This is a genomic window from Radiobacillus deserti (assembly GCF_007301515.1).
Taxonomy (GTDB): domain Bacteria; phylum Bacillota; class Bacilli; order Bacillales; family Amphibacillaceae; genus Radiobacillus; species Radiobacillus deserti.
This window is the reverse complement of the sequence record NZ_CP041666.1, coordinates 3,390,123-3,411,861: the sequence shown is the minus strand read 5'-3', so window position 1 is coordinate 3,411,861 and position 21,739 is coordinate 3,390,123. Positions and strand designations below refer to the sequence as shown.

Below are 21,739 nucleotides of genomic sequence, written 5' to 3'. Positions count from 1 at the left end.
GACATACAAGAGTCTGGTGAAAATATGGTAGTATAAAGGAAATAATTGGGTGGGGAGATGGTATTTTGGAAAAAGTATTATCTATTATGAACATGTCAAAACAATACGGGTCTAAAAAGGTAATTGATTCCATTAATCTCGATGTGTATAAAGGACAAATAATTGGCTATATTGGGCCAAACGGCGCGGGGAAGAGTACAACCGTAAAAATTCTGCTTGGACTAATTGATCAGTATGATGGTCGGGTAGAAATATTTGGAAAAGACATTTCTAATGAAACTACCGTATTTAAGAAGCGAATTGGATATGTACCGGAAAATGCAGAGGTTTACGACAACCTTACTGCCTTTGAATACTTAACCTTTGTAGGTGGTTTATACGGATTAGACGAATCAGATGTCATTGAAAAGATAATCCAGCTTAGCAAGCTTCTAAACATTGACCACGCTCTTGATACTCGATTATCTTCCTTTTCTAAGGGAATGAAACAAAAAGTTTTGCTTATTTCCAGTTTAGTACATAATCCAGATTTATTGTTTTTAGATGAGCCTTTAAGTGGTTTGGATGCAAATAGCGTAATGATTGTAAAGGAGCTTCTTTCCCAACTAGCAAGGGAAGGAAAAACGATTTTTTATTCTTCTCACATTATGGAAGTAGTTGAGAAAATCAGTAACCGAATCATTTTATTATCGAATGGAAAAATCGTAGCAGATGGAACATTTGAACAATTAAAGCAACAGAATAAAGATGGCACGTTGGAAGAAATTTTTAATGAATTAACTGGATTTAATCAACATAAAGAAATTGCTCAAAATATCGTTCATGTCATGCACGGGAGAGATGGTTATGAATGATTTCAGGACATTGAAGCTTCTCGATCGATTAGAAGGCGTCTTTCGTTCCATGAAGATTGATTATCCAGTATTGCGCAGCATACTAGGAATGAAGCTTACGTTGGATGAACGAAGAGTCCCAACCATTTTGAATGATGGAAAAAAACGAGAAGGCAATCAGTTCATTCGTTCACTTTGGATTTATGTTCTATTCAGTTTACTACTCTTACTGTTCATGTGGGGAGATTCCTATATCTATCAAATGACCTTTATTTTTAGTATTATAATTTTCTTTCTCATGACGACAATGATTTCCGATTTTTCTACCGTCCTGTTAGATGTTCGAGATAAAGTAACACTGCATACGAAGCCAATCGATAAAAGAACGATTAATGCCGCAAAAATTATACACATTACCATTTACATGTTGTTTATCGTTGGTGCTCTTACCATCATTCCGTTAATCGTTGGATTAGTCAATCAAGGAATTATATTTTTCCTTTTATTTCTACTGCAACTCATCTTCATCGCATTAGGGATTATTATGGTTACCGCACTGGCTCATATGCTTGTTTTACAATTTTTTGATGGGGAAAAGCTGAAAGATATCATTAACTATGTGCAAATTCTAATGACTGTTGGTATGGTTATAGGAACGCAATTAGTGGCGAGATCTTTTGAGTTTATAAACCTGGATATCGTTATGCAGCCGCACTGGTGGCAATTCTTGCTTCCCCCGTTCTGGTACAGTGCATGGTTTGAAGTGGTGTTAAACGGTTCAAGTACCCCGTTCTATGTAACGTTGGCTGGGCTTGGATTGATTATGCCAGTTTTATCAATGCTTCTTTATGTGAAATTTATCTCTTCCTTTGAACGGAACATGGAAAAGCTTCTAAATTCAAGCCAAAGTAAAAAAAAGAACCGAAATCTTTGGTATGTGTGGATGGGACGGATCTGGAATAGAAATAAGGAATCCAAACAGTTATTTCATTTCGCTTTAACGATGATGAAGAATGAGAGAGAATTTAAGCTTAAGGTGTATCCACCAATGATTTTTTCTGTTTTTATTCCGTTCCTATTTATACTAAATCAATTACAATTTGGTTCACTAGCAGATGTAAGGGATAGTAAATATTTTGTTACCTTTTATGGAAGCTTAGTGTTTATGTCGACCGTAGCCCAAATGCTTTTATCTTCAGAGAAATACAAGGGTGCTTGGATTTATGGTATTCTTCCCATCTCTGATAGGAGGAACGTTACAAAAGCAGCAATAAAAGCGGCATATGTCCAATTATATCTTCCTATTTTCTTATTAATCGGGATAGGGTATTCGTTTCTCTTTCCTATACATGTTTTGGTTCAATTTCTTACATTAGGATTAGCTAGTTTTTTATATACTGTTGTTTCATATTACGTCATTAATGGAAAACAGCTGCCTTTTACTCAGCCGTTTGGAGTTACCCAACAGGATGGAACGTTTAAGAGTATTCTACTATTTATTTTTGCGGTAATTCTGGGAGTAATTCATTATGCAGTCTTACATCTTCCTTTTGGGGTATTGCTCTATAGTATCCTGTTGCTTATTGCAAATATCGTGATTTGGGTTAAATTTTTTTCTAAAGACTTTGTTAAAGTATAAAGCATTAAGATATGACTAGAGGACTTCCTTTTTGGGAAGTCCTGTTTGATTTGCGCTGGATGATTAGTCCTTAGCAATGGACCTGACTTAAATAAATGATATCTGTTTACATTATATAAGCAAAAAAAGAAAACACTATTTATATCGTTAACAATTGTAGGAGGTCGCGAGATGAAAGAACGTTATATAGTGTTTTACATTTCAATTATTATCCTTTCTCTACTCGTAGTTACAGGAATAATCATCCCAGGTGCCTTAGAGACGGCTACAGCAAATATTCAAGACTTCTTTTCGGATGCCTTTGGGTGGTATTACTTAATCCTGGTCACTATTGTTCTTGGTATCTGTTTATTTTTACTTGTTTCGCCTATTGGGCGAATAAAGCTCGGAAACCAAGATGAAAAACCTGAATTTTCTACCCCCACATGGATTGCTATGTTATTTAGTGCTGGAATGGGGATTGGACTTGTTTTCTATGGATCGGCAGAACCAATTAGCCATTATGCTATAAGCTCGCCTACTGGTGAGGTTGGAACCGATCAGGCCATAAAGGATGCTCTTCGTTTTACATTCTTTCATTGGGGAATTCACGCTTGGGGTATATATGCCATCGTTGCTTTAGCGATTGCCTACTTCCATTTCCGACATAAGAAGTTGAGTTTAATTAGTGCTACGTTAGAGCCGATTTTTGGCGATAAGGTGTACGGTGTTACTGGAAAAGGTATAGATATCTTTTCTGTTTTAGCAACAGTTCTTGGTGTAGCCACTTCGCTTGGATTTGGAGCCGTTCAAATCAATGGTGGGTTAGGATATTTGTTTGGTTTACCGTCCAATATTTGGGTACAATTCATTATTATCGCCATTGTTACGGTTCTATTTCTCATTTCAGCATGGTCCGGATTAGGGAAGGGTATAAAAATATTAAGTAACGCTAACATGATCTTAGCTGGAGTTTTACTTTTGCTTATGTTTTTATTCGGTCCAACGTTATTTATTTTAAATCTGTTTACAGACACAATTGGGGGATATATACAAACATTACCACAAATGAGTTTTAGGATAGCACCTTTAAATGAAGATATTCGTGGATGGATTAATGGATGGACCATTTTCTATTGGGCGTGGTGGATTGCATGGTCCCCATTTGTTGGAATCTTTATTGCCCGTGTTTCGAAAGGGAGAAGTATTAGGGAATTTGTTTTTTATGTGCTGCTCATTCCTTCCGTTGTTGTATTTATATGGTTCTCTACATTCGGTGGATCGGCCATTGCACTCGAACATGATGGAATTGCAAACATATCAAGCCTATCTACAGAAGAATCGTTATTTGGTGTTTTTTCACACTATCCATTGTCGCTAGTAACATCCGTAACTGCCATCGTGCTAATTGCATCTTTTTTTATTACATCTGCAGATTCAGGCACGTATGTGCTAGGTATGATGACGACAAATGGGTCCCACTCGCCTGGTAATAAAGTAAAATTTACATGGGGGATTTTACTTTCAGCGATTGCCATTGTGCTTCTTTATTCAGGTGGATTGCAAGCATTACAAAATATAATGATTATAGCTGCGTTACCTTTTTCCATTATTATCGCTTTAATGGCCATTAGTCTAATTAGAGCATTAAGAATAGAGGCAAGGCAACTTGGAATAGGTCGTATTAAAAAGAGAGAGAAAAAGTAAAGAAAAGAAGAGCCCTTCAATGTAAGGGCTCTTTCATGATTTAAATAAAGGCTAAACTTGCGATTGCGCCTAGGGCAATACCCCAGCCAAACGCGCCAGCACCCCATCCATAACCCCAAGGACGATACCATCCATAACCAAAGCCACCCACACGGGTTGGACCAAGTGGACGAAGATATACATTTTTTCGATCTACTCTATGAATAACCCCTCTCATGGAACGGCCATCCTTGGTTTTAATAAGAACACGGCGACCAATTGACCGACAACATATCCCGTAATATCTAGACATTCGTATAGACTCCTTTCGTAAGGTTTCATTTCTAGTCTATGAAAGAAGACTATTTTGGTATGGGGCCGTATAATGGGAAAGTAGTAAAATACACTTTTACCTATTAGCAAAACTAGACTTTTGCAACACTGTTTGAGAATCTACCGATAGAAGATCGACGGTAGAGAAAGATTCTTTCTCAGCCGAAGATTTTGCGATTTGGTACCCACAATTGTACCCAATCATTGGTGGGAGAGGAGGTTCACCATATAGCAATTTATCATGAGTCCTAGTTCCTTTCTCTACAAACTGATTTTCACTCAGAAAATCGTTCCAATGTCTTTCGCTTTCTTCTAACGAATAGAGCGTTGCCCATTTTGACAGATAGGGAATGCCCACTATCTCTTGGACTGCATATTCTGCTAACCCTTCCGCAATTATTGTATCTAATAAATGAAACTCCTCCTCTTGTTTTTTTAGCTTCGCTAGTCTACAAATGTGGTGATATTCATGTGTGAGAACAGCTTGTAGTTTTTTCGTTTCTACTTGTGGAGGTAAAAAAAGAAAGAGTTTATCAGTATGACTAACGCCAGAGACGGCATTGAATTCTCGTAAGAAGTCAGGGTTTGTATGGTCGGATGGAAACAGGAAAACAGATACATCAGGTCCTTGCCATTCTTTTTTTAACCATTCAAGGTGTGTTTTAGTATTCATTTCGTAGGATTGCTCTAAGAAAGTAGAAATAGTTCCTTTGTCTTGCTTCCAAGGAACGAATAAACCATGTTCTAACAAATGTTGATGAATATCCATTTCACTGACTCCTGGAAAATGGGGAGTTAGCTTTTTACAAATAGTGTCCAGTTGAATAAGCATGTCTTCCTCCAACCTATCTGTTTTTTTAGTTATATAATCGAATAACCACGACTTTGTATCAATAAGATGCACGACGATTCCTCCTTTTCTGTTATTAACTTATGCAGAGGGAGCTAGAAGTGACGATACACACATGTAATAGAAAAGAAAAATCGTGGTACGTTATAAAAAGTGTGTTTCTATTTTGGACGGAATATAGTACCATAAGATAAATTGTCGAAATAATCAGTAAGGGGCATTTACATATAGAAAAGGGTGTTTGACAGTGAATGATAAAAAGATAGAAATATTAGAGCTATTAGAGAAGGATAGTCGGTTAGAAGTTGAAAAAATCGCCAAAATGACAGATTTGTCCGTGGAAGAAACAAATCAGCTAATTTCGGAAATGGAACGAGATCATATTATTGCTGGGTACTCTACGCTAATTGATTGGACAAAAGTGCTGGACTACGAAGGGGTAACCGCAATGATAGACGTTAAGGTAACGCCAACAAGAGGGGTTGGTTTTGATAAGGTGGCAGAAAGGATTTATCGTTTTCCTGAAGTGGAAGCGGTCTATTTAATGTCTGGTGCGTATGATCTGTCTGTTCTTATTGAAGCGAAAACAATGTCTGATATAGGGCGATTTGTTTCCGATAAACTTTCTACATTAGAATCTGTACTCTCCACGACGACTCACTTCGTGTTGAAAAAGTATAAGCACGATGGCATAATCTTTGAAGGTGATGACGATGATAAAAGAATCATGGTGACACCATGAGCCCATCTAGTAAAACTACTTATTTGTCTAAAACGGTTGAACAGCTTCAACCATCTGGAATCCGCCGTTTTTTTGATTTAGCATCTAAAATGGATAATGTCATTTCTTTAGGAGTTGGAGAGCCTGATTTTGTTACGCCATGGAATGTAATAGAAGCGAGTTTTCATTCCTTAGAGAAAGGCTATACGGCTTATACAGCAAATGCCGGAATGATAGAATTACGAACGAGAATCAGCGCATATTTAAAAAAGAAATATCAAGTGGACTATGACCCGGAAGAGCAAGTTATTGTAACTGTCGGTGCCAGTCAGGCAATTGATTTAGCATTAAGAGCATTAATCGACCCAGGGGATGAGGTAATAGTTGTGGAGCCAAGCTTCGTATCCTACGCTCCAGCAGTTTCCTTAGCGGGAGGGATTCCGGTAAAAGTAGACACAGATCCACTTCAGCAGTTTAAGCTTGAGCCAGAGTTACTAGAAAAAGCTATTACAGAGAAAACAAAGGCAATTATGCTATGTAGTCCGAATAACCCAACCGGAACAGTTTTATCAAAGGATGAGTTAGCGGCTATAGCTGCTGTAGTAAAGAAGTATGACTTATTTGTTCTTTCTGATGAAATATATGGAGAGTTGTGTTATGACGAGAAACACACGAGCTTTAGTCAAATTCCGGAGATGAAAGAACGGACACTTCTGTTATCTGGATTTTCTAAAGCATTTGCGATGACAGGGTGGCGTTTAGGTTACGCGGTTGGTCCTTCAGAAATCATTAAAGCAATGACGAAAATTCATCAATATACGATCATGTCTGCTCCGACTATGGCGCAGCACGCAGCAATCGAGGCTCTGGATCATTCGGAGACTAGCGTTCAGGAGATGAAGAAAAGTTATCGGCAACGAAGAAACTTTGTCGTTAAAGAGTTTCGAGAAATGGGCTTAAATTGTTATTTACCTGGAGGAGCGTTTTATGTCTTTCCATCGATCCAAAAAACAGGTTTTACTTCGGAAGAATTTGCAGAAAAGCTATTGCAGGAGCAGCGGGTAGCTGTTGTTCCAGGAAATGTATTTGGACGAAGCGGGGAAGGGTACATTCGTTGTTCCTATGCGACATCTTTAAAGCAGTTGGATGAAGCGATGAAGCGAATTCGAGCGTTTTTACAAACGATATAGTGATAATGAGTGCACGTAAAAGAGAGTCTTTATGTGCGCTTCTTGTTGCCATGAAGACATTGAGTTGAGGTGAATAGGAGTACGGGTAATTCTCCCCTTTGTGAATAGCTTTTACGTGGTTTATAGGAGTTTTTTCACGAGTATGGTGTAGGAGTACTTATTGACACGTTTGTAGTTTAATCCATTTCGAAGAGCATTCGGGCAACGTAAACAGAAAACTAACATTCAAAGAACAAATAAAGACTTTGAATTCAATTGGAAAAGATACGCACACCTATTCCATACTCCATATTAACGATTTGTGTTTCCTCCCTTCTCTTGAAAACGGCTACTGTAACTTATGATTTTCAAAAGATGTAAGTAAGAAGGATACTATGCAAATATTTCTTGTGATAACTAATAGTGAAGGGCATTGTTTTAAACAAGAGGTTCCTAAATGTTTTAGATAATTGTCCTAGTTATTGTTATTCTAGGAATATCAGGATTTTTAGAAGAAGCCTCTTTAATAGAGAAACAAATGAACAGATTAGGCATAGGCAGATATGCAATCCAATCTAGATCATGGTGGTAAATCAGGCCTGTTTACTGGAAAGCTAATAAGATTCTTTAAAGTTGAGGGTGAATGATTGTGTATCTTGGTTCCTATTACTTCAATTTTATGCTCGGATGTAGTTTTCATAGAGGGTGTCTCAAAAGATAGCTTTTGGTGATACCTTCTTCTTTGTCTTTCAACAATTAATTCATCATGTATGAATACAAAGTTAAAAATGAAAGAACAAGTAAACAAAGAAAACTAAACAGAAAACAAGGACTTACCACAGTGGCTAGCCCTTGTTTTCGACACTCATTGACAAAGTTCGGGTGGTGACTGTCACCACCCGAATTTTCTTTATTCGTATTTGCCGATAATGTCTACGACTTCTTCTACAAGAGATAGGTCTACGACTTGGTCAATGTCGAGATCTCCACGAATTGCACCATTTTCTTTATAGAACTCGTATTGTTCTTTAATATTGTCAACGAACATATCTCCATTCGGGTTAAGTCCTGTTACCCCTACTTTCTTCCAAACTTTTGGATCCTTCACTGCTGTATATTTGGTCATGATATCAATAATCTCATCTTTATTTCCCTTTTCCTTCACGAAGGCGTCGTTATAGTCCCGAACTCCTCTTAAATAAGCAGCCATAAATCGTTTGGCAACTTCACGCCGTTCATCCATGAATTTAGGAGAGCCTAGGACCATTGCGATCTGTGCCTTCGGTGCAAAATCTGTCGCATCTCCAAATCGAACGTGGATGTCTTGTTCTGTTCCTTGTGTGATAAGTGGTTCAATTTGAAGTGCTGCATCTACCGTTTTATTCCCCATACTAGACATCATGTTTCCAAAGTCAGACATAAGAACAAATTCTACATCATCTCTCGTAAGTCCAGCATGCTCAATCATTTTTTGGAAGATATAATCATCCACTGCATTTCGAGTGGAAACAGCAACTTTTTTTCCTTTGAAATCTTCGTAGCTTTGAATCTCATCTTGCAAGTCTTTACGAATAACAAAGGAAAAATAAGACTTCCCTTTGATGTTATGTCCTTTATCTGCAATCATTCGCACATCGATACCTTGTGCAATCGAATTAAAGAATGAAGCAGATGAGATTCCTCCAGCAACATCCACTTCTCCTGCTGCTACAGCAGGAAGCATTTCATCACTATTTCCGAAGGTAACGAATTTAACATTAATTCCGTACTCTTCAAAGTAACCTTTTTCTTTTGCGATGTAAAAGCCAGCTCCAGAAGCGGATCCATCCTCCGCAATGACAACTGTTTCGGGTTCTTTTAAAGGTGCAAGTGGTTTATCACTAGTTGTAGCGACAGGTTCCTCCTCTGCGTCTTTTCCACCGGAGGACGAGTTATTACAAGCTGAAAGAACTAGCACTAAGACAAGACTAGGGACGGCTAACCATCTAACTAAAAACTTCTTCACAATGCATCTACCTTTCCTTTTATTCTTCTTATGAGCTTCGAGAACCTTGAACTTCAGTCTGCAGATGCTGCCATATTTCAACAAAGCTATCAGCCAGTTCGGGGTTTGCGCGGATATCCTCAATCTTTCGTGGTCGAGGAAGGTCAATATTTTTCTCCTTCACAATCTGACCAGGCTGCGAGCTCATCAATAGGATGCGGTCGCTTAATAGCATGGCTTCATCAATGCTGTGAGTGATGAATAGAACCGTCTTCTTAGTCTCTTGCCAGATGTTTAGTAGTTCCTCTTGCAAAATAAACTTATTTTGTTCGTCTAGGGCTGCAAAGGGTTCATCCATAAGCAGGATTTCTGGATCATTAGCAAATGCTCTCGCTATACTTACACGCTGCTTCATTCCACCAGAAAGCTCTTTTGGATAAAGCTTCGCAAACTTCTCTAACCCTACTTTTCTTAAGAAGTAATCGGTTTGTTCTTTTATTTCTTTTCGTGGGAGATGTCGCATTTTCAAACCGAAGGCAACATTTTCTTCTACCGTCATCCAAGGAATAACTCCTCTTTCTTGAAAAACCATGGATTGCAATGGTTTGCTCCCATCGGAATGGTGAATATCCATTTCACCAGTGCTTGGCTTTTCGAGCCCAGCAAGAATACGCAGTAATGTCGTTTTTCCGCAGCCACTTGGACCGATGATACAAACAAATTCACCCTCTTTAATATGAAGGTTGACATCTTTTATTGCTGTAACACTTTCATTTTTTTTATAAAAGACCTTTGTGAGATCTTGTATCGTGACTTTACTATCTTCACTCATCTTCAAAGGCACTCCCTTCTGAAATTATGTTGGTTATTTCCAAGGAATTAGCTTCTTATGAAGCCCTCTAATAAGGAGAGAGAACAAATAACCAAAGAATGAGATGAGAACTAAGCCTACATACATCTCGGGAAGAAGGAATGCTTTATAGTTCATCCAAATGATATATCCAATTCCGGAGTTTGCCCCAATCATTTCAGCGGCAACGATAGTTAACAAAGCAATCGCTTGCCCCATCTGAATCCCTTCTAGCATGACGGGTAGCGATCCTGGCAAGGCAATTTTAAAGAAAAAGTCTTTTGCGCTTGCTCCGTAGTTGTTGGCGACATCGAGGTAAATCTTATCGATGTTCGTGACACCTGCGGTTGTATTGATAACTACTGGGAAAAATACACTAATCGCAATTGTCACCATCTTCGAAAATTCTCCGATACCAAAAATGATAAGAATAATAGGCAGCATCGCCAGTGTAGGTATCGGCATAAAAGCCATAACTAATGGAGAAAAGAAATGGCGAAAAGGCGAATACATTCCCATTATTAGACCCAAGCCAATCGCTGGAATTACACCGAGTAAAAACCCGAAAAGAATTCGCTGTAAACTAATGGAGATATGGCTAAATAATTCTCCATTCGTACCCATGTCGAACATGGTCATGATGATTAAGCTTGGCGCAGGGAAAAATCGTGGATCAATTAATGCAGTGCGCGAAAGTATTTCCCAAAGAATTAATACAAAAATTGGAGAAGAAATGGTTAGTAATTGTTTAAGGTTTGCTTTTCGATTTCTTTTTTTCCACTCTTCTCGTTCCACTTGAACTGCTGTTTGATTTTGTTCTTCCATCATGTCACCACCTCTCACGTTTCTATACTATGTATTCGCCCAGAAAGTGTGAGTACATAGTTGGAGTGGTTCCGTAATGAATGGAGAAATAACTTGTTTAACAAGAGTAAGAAGCGATGAAAAGGGTAGGAGTTTTTCAAAAATATAAGAAGTGAACCATTTCTTGCCCAAAGGGTCGAAGACTGCATAAAAGTAGCTCAAATCAGTGGAAGACTTGAGCTATTACAAAATAGAAAAGTCAAAAATAGTTAAATAGAAGGCTATAATCAATCCGGAAATAAAGAGTGCAAGGATAGGCTTTTTGAAGTGAAGTCTTATCATTGGGTACATCGTCGAGTAGAAAAAAGCAGTCCACCAAACACTCCATCCGTTATAGTACTGAATGTATCCATATTTATTACAAACCCATTCTAGTCCAATGGAAAGAACAATGTATTTTAAATAAAACAAAAATTTATGACGAGTAACTGAAGGGTAATTACCTAAGAACATCACCATAAGACATGGGTATGCTAGGAACGTGTAGCTGACATCTGTAATGAATAGACTGAAGATGGGTTTTTTTAATTCCCATACCTTATCTATAGAATAGGAAATGTACTGATAAAAAAGGTTGAAGAAAGAAAAGTAATACATGGTCGGATAGAAGTCCTTCCATCTATTCCATTTTCCATAAAAGATGGAAAAGCTAATAATGCTAATGATAATAATGACATGTATATTCATAGAAACACCTATTTATCTTTAATATAATGCTTTTAGTCTTCTCTAACTTCATAAAACTATAATCGATAATATAAAAACAGGCATGAATGCTCATGCCTGTTTTATCGGTTCCATCTGGTATTCGATTTCATCATATTTTCGTTTGAATTTAATGTGAAAATCGTGTTCTCTAAAGTACCACGCGTCAGATGTTTCTACATAGAAGGTGACACCGAGTTCTTCTATTTCCATGGCTGGATCATTGGGTGGATCATTTGAAATGGCTAAAGAAAACCCTGAATAAACACCACCGTGACCACCATAACGAACATAAAATCTAACAAAGTCGCCTTTTTCTAAATCCATTTCGCGTATAAACCATTGGGCAGCTGGTTGTGTAATAGACATACTCATAATACGTCCCTCCTGCCCTTTACTATACCAAAAATGAAACCGAAAATACGAGCAAAGCTACTTTTAAACATGAAAACGAGGCTGGGACAAAAGAAGATTAAGCAATGAAAAAACGAACAATTATCATTAGTGCCAATACCCCGCTCCGGAAATATACTACGCTTTCCGCGGACGGCTGGTGAGCCTCCTCGTGCTGACGCACTATGGGGTCTCACCGGTGCTTTTTTTCCGCTGGAGTCTACGTATATTTACGGAGCTAGTATAGGCTGTTGCTCGGCTTTTCGGCTTATCCTTTATGTCCCAGCCCCATTTACTATTATTTGAAGATTCTTACTCGACCTACCGTACCATCTTTGCTTTCGCCAGTTACAACGAATTTCAAACCATATTCTGGGACGTTTCGACCAGCATCCACTAGTGCACGATTACTGTAATCTAAACGATCATAGAATAGTGGATTGCGAATAGCAAAGTTGTCTTTCAAATACGTACCGTTAATGTCGCGATAGTCTAGGAACATTTTCTCGGATTTGTCTAGGCTAAATGCGGCATCGTTCAATTGATAACGAGTGTCTGCGACTGTACCGTCACTCCAGTAGTTCGCTTTTTGCTCGGCATCTACTACCCCTAAGAAACCTTCTCCAGGGTGTACACCAGTCCAGTTGTTATCGTAGGAGTTATCGACATACCAAACCATTAATCCAGGGCTGTAACTCATTAGACTAGCGCCGCGACGAATGTGTGCCAAACCAGCATCCACACCATTGTGAGATCTCCACTCTAATAAGTAGTAGTGTTCGGAGTAGAATTTCCCTTCGTCTTTTGCAAATCCATCAAGTGTAAAGGCGGATTCCCCTTCCACATCATCTGAAAGGAGGGAAGCACCGTCGGCTGTTACGTTAATGTCATCTACATAGAAACCAGGTAATGCTACGTATCCATCCGTCCAGTAGTTAAATTCTAATTCGATGGTTTGACCTGCATATGCAGCTAAATCAAAGCTTGCTTCTACCCAACCATCGGATTTTCCTGTAATTCCGAATCCAGGGTTTTGATCATTTGGATTTTCAGATGTTGTAATATTTCCTTCAATTGTTTCACCATTTACTTTTACAGAAGCGTAATCCCAATCTTCCTCTATGTCATACCACGCTTGGAATGTTAATGCTGCTTCACTAGCATTTGTGAGGTCAACTGTTGTCGTCATGGAATTATCTAAACTGTTTCCACTACCACTGAAGTATTCATATTGACCACTGGTTGGAGTGTTAACGGTATTTTCTTTATCCGGAAGGTTCACTCGAATAGCATCATTGTTGGTACCTTTCGATGCACCTTCGTCTAATAAAAATGACGTTCCAAATCGTGAAATATCGTTGATTTCAATCGTTTTACCAGTTAACCAGTTACCACCATGGGCATTTTGTAAGTATTCTTTCGCATAAGGGCTGAAACCAGTTGGTTCTGTTCCCGGAACATCTCCTGCCCAGCTACCACTTGACATGATAGACCAGTAAGCTACGGGCTCTCCAGCTCCTGTATAGTTCGTATCATATTCATCAGGTAATCCTAAGTCATGTCCAAATTCGTGTGCAAATACCCCTGCTGCACCGTCTTCTGGTTCAATCGTATAGTCATAAGCAGCTAATTGACCACCAAAACGATCACTGTTGGAAGTACCACCAGGCACCGCAACTAAATTACCAAGGTTCCAACGGTGTGACCAAATTGCATCTCCAGCTAAAGATCCACCACCAGCTTCTTCACCTACCCCAGCATGAATAACCATTAAGTGATCAATAATACCGTCGGGCTCATTATAAACACCATCACTGTCATAGTCATCACGATCCCAAACGTCGTAATCACTAAGATTCACATTAGGGTCTTGTCCCGCTTTTGTAAGTGCTTCATATACTAATTCACGAGGTCTAATATCACTTCCGTCTGGAGCAGGGTCGTTGGCACCGTAGTAAGCTGCTGGGTGATCTGCTGTGTACCAGCCTGCCACTGTACCTTCCACTGTGTAACTACCACCAGATTGTTGTTCATAATATTGTTTCATGGAAACAAGATTTTCTCCATTCGGACCTTCATATCCATTTTCTCCGAAAATCATATTTTGGTAATGTTCATGCGTGTAATTTTCATAGAACATATCCGTTTCTTCCGGTGTAATGGAGCTTTTTGCGTAATCTGGGAAATCAATGGCAAGTACAAGCACCTTATCTTTTCGTACTTCTCCGTTATACGTTTCCTTCTCAATTGGATCTACTTTTAACCAATCATAGATTCTTTTGAAAATTCCAGGCTTTAACTTTTCCTTTTGTTTCACTTCTTCTTTCACAGGTGCTTCTTCGAGTTCTTTGGCTCTCGGAAGTGTATCTACCTTGCTGCTAGGTGATTTTGTTTTCCCTTTTAGATACTTTTCTAACGCAGCTTGTGCTTGAGCGGGACTGGCATTTCTAGAAAGTTTACCCTCGTCCTTCAGCATCTCAATAATCTTTTCGTCGTTCGCAATTCCTAAGTCAACTGGCGAACCCGAATAAGGCTTACTTGATACTTCCTTTAATGCTTCATGTGCACTGACTTGCTGTGTCGGCGTTAACAATCCGACAGACAATGTGCTCAAACCGAGTGCAGCTGCCATAGCAGTTGCTGCAAGTTTGTTCTTCTTCAAATGAAACTCCCCCCTATTTTTTATTACAGGGAAATAAGTTCTCTAAAAACTTAGAAGATTCCTTTTTATTTGAAAAAAATTGACATATAGGACTAGAAGGATGTAATGCAATAGGCTAAAGTCCCTGGTGAGTCCCGGAATCAAATCCAATTACTAGGAGTTGTGTTGGGTAATTTGAACTATGTCCAGTGCGGATAATAGTGATTCTACCAATTCGCGAAAATAGTGGAAGAGCGATTTATTAGAAAATAGATTTAATTTCCAGTAACGAGTAAAGGCTTGTGATCAAAAATCATTCATCTTGCCATCTTCTATAATTAAGCATATAATCCGTATAGATTATAAGAAGGAGTGCACCTTGTGATTAAACGTTTTTTTTCCTACTATAAACCACATAGAGCTTTATTTATCATAGACTTTTGCTGTGCTATTATTGTCGCGGTGCTAGAGCTAGCGTTTCCACTAGCTGTGCAATGGTTTGTGGATGAACTGTTACCGGGGAACGATTGGAGTGCCATTGCAGCAGTAGGTGTTGGACTTTTGGGACTCTATTTATTAAGTACGTTTCTTCAATATATAGTGAACTATTGGGGACATAAATTGGGAATTAATATTGAGACAGATATGCGTCGCCAACTATTTCAGCATGTTCAGAAGCAGTCCTTTCGATTTTTCGATAATACCAAAACTGGTCACATCATGAGCCGAATCACGAATGACTTATTCGATATTGGGGAGCTTGCTCACCATGGTCCGGAGGATTTCTTTATTGCTATTATGACCTTCGTTGGTGCGTTTTGGATTATGCTTACTGTAAATGTGAAGCTAGCGCTAGTAACCTTATTGATTGTGCCATTTCTCATCTGGTTAATCGTGTTTAGTAACCTTCGAATGAATCGTGCATGGAAAAGAATGTATAAAGAAATTGCGGATGTAAACGCCAGAGTGGAAGATAGTGTATCTGGAGTACGAGTTGTACAATCATTTACAAATGAGCAGTATGAAATGGAACGTTTTAACAAAGATAACAACAATTTCAGACTTGCTAAGCTAGGTTCTTACAAAGCGATGTCCTTTAGTTTATCTGGGATTTATATGCTAACAAGGTTTATTACATTAGTAGTTCTAGTATATGGTGCGTGGTTAAGCTTTCACGACGATTTAACCTATGGAGAGTTAGTAGGATTTGTCCTGTACGTCAATGTATTATTAAAACCTATTGATAAAATAAGTGCACTTATGGAGCTCTACCCGAAAGGGATGGCAGGTTTTAAACGGTTCACACAATTACTCGATGTTGAACCAGATGTAAAAGATAAAAAAGGTGCTAAAGTAGTGGACAAGCTGGAAGGAAACATTCATTTTGAAGATGTCTATTTTGGATATGAACCGAATAAGCCAGTACTAAGAGGTCTTAATCTATCCATTCGTTCTGGTGAGACGGTTGCGTTTGTTGGTCCTTCAGGAGCAGGCAAAACAACGATATGTTCCTTAATCCCTAGATTTTACGATGTAGATAAAGGGTCCATTATGATAGATGGCCTGGATATCAGAGATGTGACGAAGGAATCCCTTAGGTCTCAAATTGGAATCGTTCAACAGGATGTATTTCTATTTACAGGTACGTTAAAGGAAAACATCGCTTATGGATTACTTGGCGCAACGGATGAGCAGATTGAAGAGGCGGCTCAAAAAGCTCATTTAGGAGCATTTATCGAGTCTTTACCATTAGGATATGACACGCCAGTCGGGGAACGAGGTCTGAAGCTATCTGGTGGTCAGAAGCAGCGAATTGCAATTGCTAGGATGTTCTTGAAAAATCCACCCATTCTTATTTTGGATGAAGCAACTTCTGCCTTGGATACGGAAACGGAACAAATTATTCAACAAGCACTTCAAGAGTTATCAAAGGACCGTACGACCCTAGTTATTGCACACCGCTTAGCGACGATACGAAATGCAGATCGTATCATGGTAGTGACAAGTAAGGGTATTGAAGAGGAAGGTTCTCATGAGGACCTTGTAAAGCAGGATGGTATTTTTGCAAAGCTTCATAAAATACAGTATTAGATTAGTGGAAGATGATTTTTAAACTGATAAAAATCATCTTCTTTTTTTCTACCTGACAAGGAACAGGAAGATTAGGTGTACTTGCCTTATTTGCATCGATTCAAAGTTGCGTCATTTCCTTGCAAATGTAAATAAGCTTTACATAAGGGCTAATTTTTCGGGAATGGTTGTAAGATTATCTGACAATAGGATAGGATTTGAAGTGACTTCCTTGTATAATGTGCACTAATAGAAGGTCGGTGGTGAAAACATGACAAAAGAAATTTCTTACAAAGAGCGAAAAGTCATAACGATTGGAGTCGTAAGTGAGCTAACAGGACTTTCCGAACGACAAATTCGCTACTATGAGGAAAGAAAGTTGATTTTTCCAGAACGATCTCCCAAAGGGAACCGGAAATATTCATTTGCAGATGTGGAGCAGTTAATTGATATTGCTAATAAACGGGAAGAAGGCGTACAAACCTATGAAATAAGGCAGGATATGTTGAAAAGAAAACGTGCAGAAGATGAAAAAGCTATTCGTAAAGAAATGCTACGTGGTCAGATCAATGCGCGTTTCGGCATACAAAAGGAATAGGTTTCATAGATTCATAGTAGTATTGCATTGCCCAAGCCGTGTATGAGAGACTAACAGAAAGACATCTTACATGGATGGACAGCGTGACGATCATCGAAGAAGTTGAGGTGAGTCTATGGGTTTAACGGTGGAAGAAATAATAGAACTACCTATTCTTCGGAAGTCAAAGATTAAATCAGGCAAACAGCATGTGAAGGAAAAGCCGATTGAATGGATCTCGGTAATCGAAGTCCCGGTTGAAAATTTTGTTCGGAAAAATGAATTTGTGTTAAGTACCGGAATTGGATGTGAAAATAATCCAGCTTTGTTAGAGGAGTTTGTCAAAGATGTCATTCGATCAGGGGCATCGGTGTTGGCGTTTGCAACGGGAAGATACATTTTTGATATTCCAGACTCGATTATTGAATATGCAGACCGTCATGAATTCATTATTATGGATATTCCATGGGAAATACGATTCGGAGATATCCTGCATACCGTTTTACAACATATTAATGAAGAGAAGCTAGAAGAAAAACAGAAAGCGGATGAAGTTCGTGAAGAGCTCATCAATTGTGTACTCCATGAAAAAGAGCTTCCAGATATCGCGGAATGCTTGTATCGTCATATTCGAATGCCGCTAGCCATTGTGGACTATGCTGGTGCGGTTCGCTTTAATAAACAAATGGAGACGGATGTACTATTGGGTTCACAGTCATCTATGCAAGAAGACATAGAAAGGCCTTCTTCTTATGAGGGGATTAAAGATCATCCACTGTACTATTATTTGGAAGAGTATCAAGTAAATCAGACTATTTTTTTTCAGCTGTTGATTATGAATAACAATAAGAAGCAAGGCTATATTTTGATTCAGCCGACCGATTTTCAGCAGCTAAATTGGTTTGTCATGACGGTGTTAGAGCATGCTTTAACGGCATGCGCTTTATATTTTGTGAAGGAAAATGCGATAGAAAGCACAGAAATTCGCTTAAAGGATAACTTTGTACTAAGGCTTGCTAAGCAATATGAACCATTGACCCCCGACCTCTTAGCAAAAGGAGAATTATTAGGCTATGACCTTTCCTTGCCCTATATATGCTTAGTAGGTTCACCTAGTTTTCAACAAGAAAATAATTCCACCAAAGATAGTCCTCCAACATCATCCCTTCAAAGCATGAACTACTATTTGCAAAAAGAAATAATGAATGCAAGTCAGTTGTTGAAGCGTAGAACGCTCACAACCTTTGATGAAGGGGAGGTTATCACCTATTTGGAAGCTGAGGTAGACGGTACGGTAGAGATAGCAAATCAATTTTTAGACATCATTGAGCGAAGACTATATGAACAACTACCTGGGATTGAGCTTTCCTGGGGGATAGCAGCACCAAAGGACGGAACACAGAGCTTTTCGGTTAGTTTTGATGAAGCAAGAACAGCGTTAGACATCGGCAAGCAACAATATGGCACCGGAGAAAGGACATTCTATAATCACACAAAGATTAATCGTCTTTTAAAGGCGCTATCGCATGAGAAGGAAATTTCCGACATCGTAAAAGAAACCTTACAACCTATCTTAGATTACGACCAAAAAAGAAACACAGATTTAATTCATACGTTCATGATTTACAATAAATATAAAGGGAATGTGAGTCAGACTGCACGTGCTCTAAATTTGCATCGCCAATCATTATTACATCGTCTGCGTAAAATCGAATCTCTTTCAAACCTATCCTTAATGGATTCCGACCATCTGTTTTTATTAGAATTAAGTGTAAGACTATGGACGTTGAAAAAAATAGAATAAGACCTTCAAAGAGTGGGAGAAATCCCACTCTTTTTTCGATTCGACAAAAACCGGGTCGTGACAGGCACGAAAATCTGTATAAGGGAATGGTCGAAAAGTTCATACAGTTTGAACATTACGAAAAAAAGTCTTCTTTAATATGATGAAAGTACGATAAAGAAAGATTGTAAGAGTTAGAGAGGGGGATATCTTATGTTGCCATTTGATATTTTGGAGTACCAAGATCGGATTAAACAGACGAAGCAAAAAATGGCGGAAAGGTCGATTGACGTACTCTTAATTACGGATCCGGCTAATATGTACTATCTATCTGGTTATGATGCTTGGTCGTTTTATGTACATCAGATGCTTGTCCTTATCATTGACGAATCACAACCTTTATGGATTGGACGGTATATGGATGCTAACGGCGCGAGAGCGACTACGTGGATTTATGATGAAAATGTGATTGCTTATCCAGATGAGTATGTACACTCCTCTACACATCACCCGATGCAATTCATGGCTGAAATATTAGAGCAAATCGGGCAGGGAAATCGACGTATAGGGGTGGAAATGGATCATTATTACTTCACAGCAAAAGCTTATCAAACGTTAGTAAGCTGTTTACCAAATGCAACATTTGTAAGTGGGGATTTACTGGTGAACCAAGTTCGAATGATTAAATCTGATCAAGAAATTGAGTATATGAGAGGTGCAGCTAAGATAGCAGAAAATGCTATGTTGCATGGTGTGAACAGTATCTTTAGAGGAGTAAGAGAATGCGATGTAGCAGCTCAAATTTCCTATCATTCCATCGCAGGTACGGATCAATATGGTGGAGACTATCCATCCATCGTACCAATGCTCCCTTCAGGAGAAAGAACAGGAATGCCTCATCTCACATGGTCGGAAAGAGCATTCATGGAAGGAGATTCAATCATCATAGAGTTAGCTGGTTGCTATAAACGATACCACGTCCCCTTAGCTAGAACGGTAAACATAGGACCAGCTTCCGAGAAGTTAGATCGCATAGCACCAATCGTAATAGAAGGGATTGAGAAGGTGCTGGATGCGGTAAAACCTGGAATAACTTGTTCCGAAATAGAAGAAATCTGGAGAAATAGTATTAAAAAATATGGGTTTGAAAAGGAAGCGAGATTAGGCTACTCTGTCGGGTTAAACTACCCACCTGATTGGGGAGAACATACCGCAAGCATCCGTCGAGATGACCATACGGTTTTACTTCCTAATATGACATTTCACTTTATTCCTGCATTATGGTTTGACCATTACGGCATTGAAATAAGTGAAACAATCCGGGTAACGGATACCGGTTGCGAAACCTTCACAGATTTTCCACGAGAGTTAATCATTCGGGACGGTTATGCGACACCAAGTCAAGACGGAAAGATAAGCTGAAGCTTGTTGATTATTAAAGGAGGAATCTTACGATGAAAAAACCGAACATGTCAACTCAAGCCATTTGGGCAGGGGAGCAGGACTCTCTGGCTTTTGGCGCCACGCAAGTGCCAGTCGTGCACAGTGTTTCCTTTGGCTATAACGATATGGATGAATGGTATGACGTTGCGATTGGTAAAAAAGAAGGGCATATCTACGGTCGAAATACGAATCCAACGGTGCAAGCCTTTGAACAAAAGGTGAAAACTTTAGAAGGAGCAGAAGCAGCAACAAGCTTTTCAACTGGAATGGCAGCTATAAGTAACACGTTGGGTACGTTTCTTTTTCCAGGTGACCGAGTTGTTTCCATTAAAGATACGTATGGCGGTACGAATAAGATTTTTACAGAATTTCTTCCAAAACAACAAGTAGAGGTTGTTTTATGCGAAACAGGTGACCATGAAGCCATAGAAAAAGAAGTGGAAAAAGGTTGTAAAGTTCTTTATCTGGAGAGTCCAACAAATCCAACGGTAAAAATTACAGACATTGCCCGTATGGCGAAAGCAGGGAAGAAGGCAGGAGCAATTGTGATTGTCGATAACACATTTGCAACTCCTGTAAATCAAACCCCATTAGACTTAGGGGCAGATATTGTCATTCACAGTGCAACCAAATTTTTAGGAGGGCACGCTGATGCTCTAGGTGGAGTGGCTTGTGGATCAGAGAAGCTTATCACGCAGATTTATCATTACCGAGAAATTAATGGTGCTACGTTGGATCCAATGGCAGCTTATTTGCTATTAAGAGGAATGAAAACATTGAAGCTACGTGTTGATAAACAATCGGAAAACGCATTAGCAGTTGCCACATATTTAAAAACGGTTGATTTGGTGGAGGATGTGTTTTATCCAGGTCTTCCAGAGCACCCTGGTCATGACATTGCGAAGAAACAGATGAAGAACTTCGGTGGAATGTTAAGCTTTTCGGTTAAAGGTGGGGTGGAGACATTGAGACATCTACTGCCAAAATTGAAATATGCCAATCGAGCAGCGAACTTAGGCTCTGTGGAAACGGTGGTAGGCCCGTCCCGTACCACTAGTCATGTCGAATGTACACCAGAAGAACGAGCGGCAATGGGGATTCCAGAAGGACTAATTCGTTATTCTGCGGGGATAGAAGACGTCGAGGATTTAATCGAGGATTTGGATCAAGCATTTAAGACTCTACCAGCATTCGTTACGAACTAGCAGAAAGGATGGAG

18 protein-coding genes are annotated in these 21,739 nt (G+C 39.0%); 10 read left to right on the top strand and 8 right to left on the bottom strand.

The features are described from left to right. Positions 1 to 86 precede the first annotated feature (86 nt). The 3 genes from FN924_RS17850 (at position 87) to FN924_RS17840 (ending at position 4,158) form a co-directional block, all read left to right on the top strand. Entirely contained in the window at positions 87 to 854 is a 768-nt protein-coding gene (locus FN924_RS17850) for an ABC transporter ATP-binding protein (RefSeq protein WP_143897284.1), read from the top strand. Then, positions 847 to 2,472 (top strand): hypothetical protein, encoded by a 1,626-nt coding sequence (locus FN924_RS17845; RefSeq protein ID WP_143896844.1) that lies wholly within the window; start codon positions 847 to 849, stop codon positions 2,470 to 2,472. Before FN924_RS17850 ends, FN924_RS17845 begins: the two co-directional genes overlap by 8 nt. Positions 2,473 to 2,643: 171 nt before the next feature. Beyond that, positions 2,644 to 4,158 (top strand): glycine betaine uptake BCCT transporter, encoded by a 1,515-nt coding sequence (locus FN924_RS17840; protein ID WP_143896842.1) that lies wholly within the window; start codon positions 2,644 to 2,646, stop codon positions 4,156 to 4,158. Positions 4,159 to 4,198: 40 nt separating this feature from the next. Here FN924_RS17840 and FN924_RS17835 read toward each other — a convergent pair whose 3' ends face one another. Both FN924_RS17835 and FN924_RS17830 read right to left on the bottom strand, forming a co-directional pair. Then, positions 4,199 to 4,450 (bottom strand): hypothetical protein, encoded by a 252-nt coding sequence (locus FN924_RS17835; RefSeq protein ID WP_143896840.1) that lies wholly within the window; start codon positions 4,448 to 4,450, stop codon positions 4,199 to 4,201. A 96-nt stretch (positions 4,451 to 4,546) separates the two neighbouring features. After that, on the bottom strand, positions 4,547 to 5,374 hold the full coding sequence (locus FN924_RS17830; RefSeq protein WP_143896837.1) for a DUF2268 domain-containing putative Zn-dependent protease: 828 nt from the start codon (positions 5,372 to 5,374) through the stop codon (positions 4,547 to 4,549). A gap of 187 nt (positions 5,375 to 5,561) precedes the next feature. Here FN924_RS17830 and FN924_RS17825 point away from each other — a divergent pair, with 187 nt between their 5' ends. Further along, complete coding sequence (locus FN924_RS17825; protein ID WP_143896835.1) at positions 5,562 to 6,062, top strand: Lrp/AsnC family transcriptional regulator; 501 nt, start codon at positions 5,562 to 5,564, stop codon at positions 6,060 to 6,062. Continuing rightward, complete coding sequence (locus tag FN924_RS17820) at positions 6,059 to 7,231, top strand: aminotransferase (RefSeq protein WP_143896833.1); 1,173 nt, start codon at positions 6,059 to 6,061, stop codon at positions 7,229 to 7,231. The genes FN924_RS17825 and FN924_RS17820 overlap by 4 nt, the downstream gene beginning before the upstream one ends. Positions 7,232 to 8,120: 889 nt before the next feature. Here the strand turns inward: FN924_RS17820 and FN924_RS17815 are convergent. The 6 genes from FN924_RS17815 to FN924_RS17790 all read right to left on the bottom strand — a co-directional run bounded on the left by FN924_RS17815 (position 8,121) and on the right by FN924_RS17790 (position 14,668). Beyond that, complete coding sequence (locus tag FN924_RS17815; protein ID WP_143896831.1) at positions 8,121 to 9,215, bottom strand: ABC transporter substrate-binding protein; 1,095 nt, start codon at positions 9,213 to 9,215, stop codon at positions 8,121 to 8,123. Positions 9,216 to 9,243: 28 nt separating this feature from the next. Then, positions 9,244 to 10,026, bottom strand: a complete 783-nt coding sequence (locus FN924_RS17810) for an ABC transporter ATP-binding protein (RefSeq protein ID WP_143896830.1) — start codon at positions 10,024 to 10,026, stop codon at positions 9,244 to 9,246. 33 nt (positions 10,027 to 10,059) lie between these two features. Continuing rightward, positions 10,060 to 10,869, bottom strand: coding sequence for an ABC transporter permease (locus tag FN924_RS17805; RefSeq protein WP_143896828.1), 810 nt, complete (start codon positions 10,867 to 10,869; stop codon positions 10,060 to 10,062). Positions 10,870 to 11,091: 222 nt separating this feature from the next. Then, a complete protein-coding gene (locus FN924_RS19485) occupies positions 11,092 to 11,595 on the bottom strand; it encodes a CBO0543 family protein (RefSeq protein ID WP_143896826.1) in 504 nt (167 codons plus the stop codon). Positions 11,596 to 11,685: 90 nt separating this feature from the next. Then, a complete protein-coding gene (locus tag FN924_RS17795; RefSeq protein WP_143896824.1) occupies positions 11,686 to 11,988 on the bottom strand; it encodes a HesB/YadR/YfhF family protein in 303 nt (100 codons plus the stop codon). A gap of 316 nt (positions 11,989 to 12,304) precedes the next feature. Further along, complete coding sequence (locus FN924_RS17790) at positions 12,305 to 14,668, bottom strand: immune inhibitor A domain-containing protein (protein ID WP_143896822.1); 2,364 nt, start codon at positions 14,666 to 14,668, stop codon at positions 12,305 to 12,307. 360 nt (positions 14,669 to 15,028) lie between these two features. Between FN924_RS17790 and FN924_RS17785 the strand changes: the two genes are divergently transcribed. From FN924_RS17785 to FN924_RS17765, 5 genes are all read left to right on the top strand, one after another. Beyond that, positions 15,029 to 16,738 (top strand): ABC transporter ATP-binding protein, encoded by a 1,710-nt coding sequence (locus FN924_RS17785; protein ID WP_143896820.1) that lies wholly within the window; start codon positions 15,029 to 15,031, stop codon positions 16,736 to 16,738. Positions 16,739 to 16,988: 250 nt separating this feature from the next. After that, complete coding sequence (locus tag FN924_RS17780; RefSeq protein ID WP_143896818.1) at positions 16,989 to 17,315, top strand: MerR family transcriptional regulator; 327 nt, start codon at positions 16,989 to 16,991, stop codon at positions 17,313 to 17,315. Between the two features lie 115 nt (positions 17,316 to 17,430). Then, on the top strand, positions 17,431 to 19,098 hold the full coding sequence (locus FN924_RS17775; RefSeq protein WP_143896815.1) for a PucR family transcriptional regulator: 1,668 nt from the start codon (positions 17,431 to 17,433) through the stop codon (positions 19,096 to 19,098). Between the two features lie 192 nt (positions 19,099 to 19,290). After that, a complete protein-coding gene (locus FN924_RS17770) occupies positions 19,291 to 20,499 on the top strand; it encodes a M24 family metallopeptidase (RefSeq protein WP_143896813.1) in 1,209 nt (402 codons plus the stop codon). 32 nt (positions 20,500 to 20,531) lie between these two features. Next, entirely contained in the window at positions 20,532 to 21,725 is a 1,194-nt protein-coding gene (locus FN924_RS17765; RefSeq protein WP_143896811.1) for a cystathionine gamma-synthase family protein, read from the top strand. Positions 21,726 to 21,739 lie beyond the last annotated feature (14 nt).

Bases quoted from the DNA above. Each gene is read 5' to 3' on its own strand.
- FN924_RS17850 (WP_143897284.1), top strand. From the start codon at position 87: ATGAACATGTCAAAACAATACGGGTCTAAAAAGGTAATTGATTCCATT.
- FN924_RS17845 (WP_143896844.1), top strand. From the start codon at position 847: ATGAATGATTTCAGGACATTGAAGCTTCTCGATCGATTAGAAGGCGTC.
- FN924_RS17840 (WP_143896842.1), top strand. From the start codon at position 2,644: ATGAAAGAACGTTATATAGTGTTTTACATTTCAATTATTATCCTTTCT.
- FN924_RS17835 (WP_143896840.1), bottom strand. From the start codon at position 4,450: ATGTCTAGATATTACGGGATATGTTGTCGGTCAATTGGTCGCCGTGTT.
- FN924_RS17820 (WP_143896833.1), top strand. From the start codon at position 6,059: ATGAGCCCATCTAGTAAAACTACTTATTTGTCTAAAACGGTTGAACAG.
- FN924_RS17810 (WP_143896830.1), bottom strand. From the start codon at position 10,026: ATGAGTGAAGATAGTAAAGTCACGATACAAGATCTCACAAAGGTCTTT.
- FN924_RS17805 (WP_143896828.1), bottom strand. From the start codon at position 10,869: ATGGAAGAACAAAATCAAACAGCAGTTCAAGTGGAACGAGAAGAGTGG.
- FN924_RS19485 (WP_143896826.1), bottom strand. From the start codon at position 11,595: ATGAATATACATGTCATTATTATCATTAGCATTATTAGCTTTTCCATC.
- FN924_RS17795 (WP_143896824.1), bottom strand. From the start codon at position 11,988: ATGAGTATGTCTATTACACAACCAGCTGCCCAATGGTTTATACGCGAA.
- FN924_RS17780 (WP_143896818.1), top strand. From the start codon at position 16,989: ATGACAAAAGAAATTTCTTACAAAGAGCGAAAAGTCATAACGATTGGA.
- FN924_RS17775 (WP_143896815.1), top strand. From the start codon at position 17,431: ATGGGTTTAACGGTGGAAGAAATAATAGAACTACCTATTCTTCGGAAG.
- FN924_RS17770 (WP_143896813.1), top strand. From the start codon at position 19,291: ATGTTGCCATTTGATATTTTGGAGTACCAAGATCGGATTAAACAGACG.
- FN924_RS17765 (WP_143896811.1), top strand. From the start codon at position 20,532: ATGAAAAAACCGAACATGTCAACTCAAGCCATTTGGGCAGGGGAGCAG.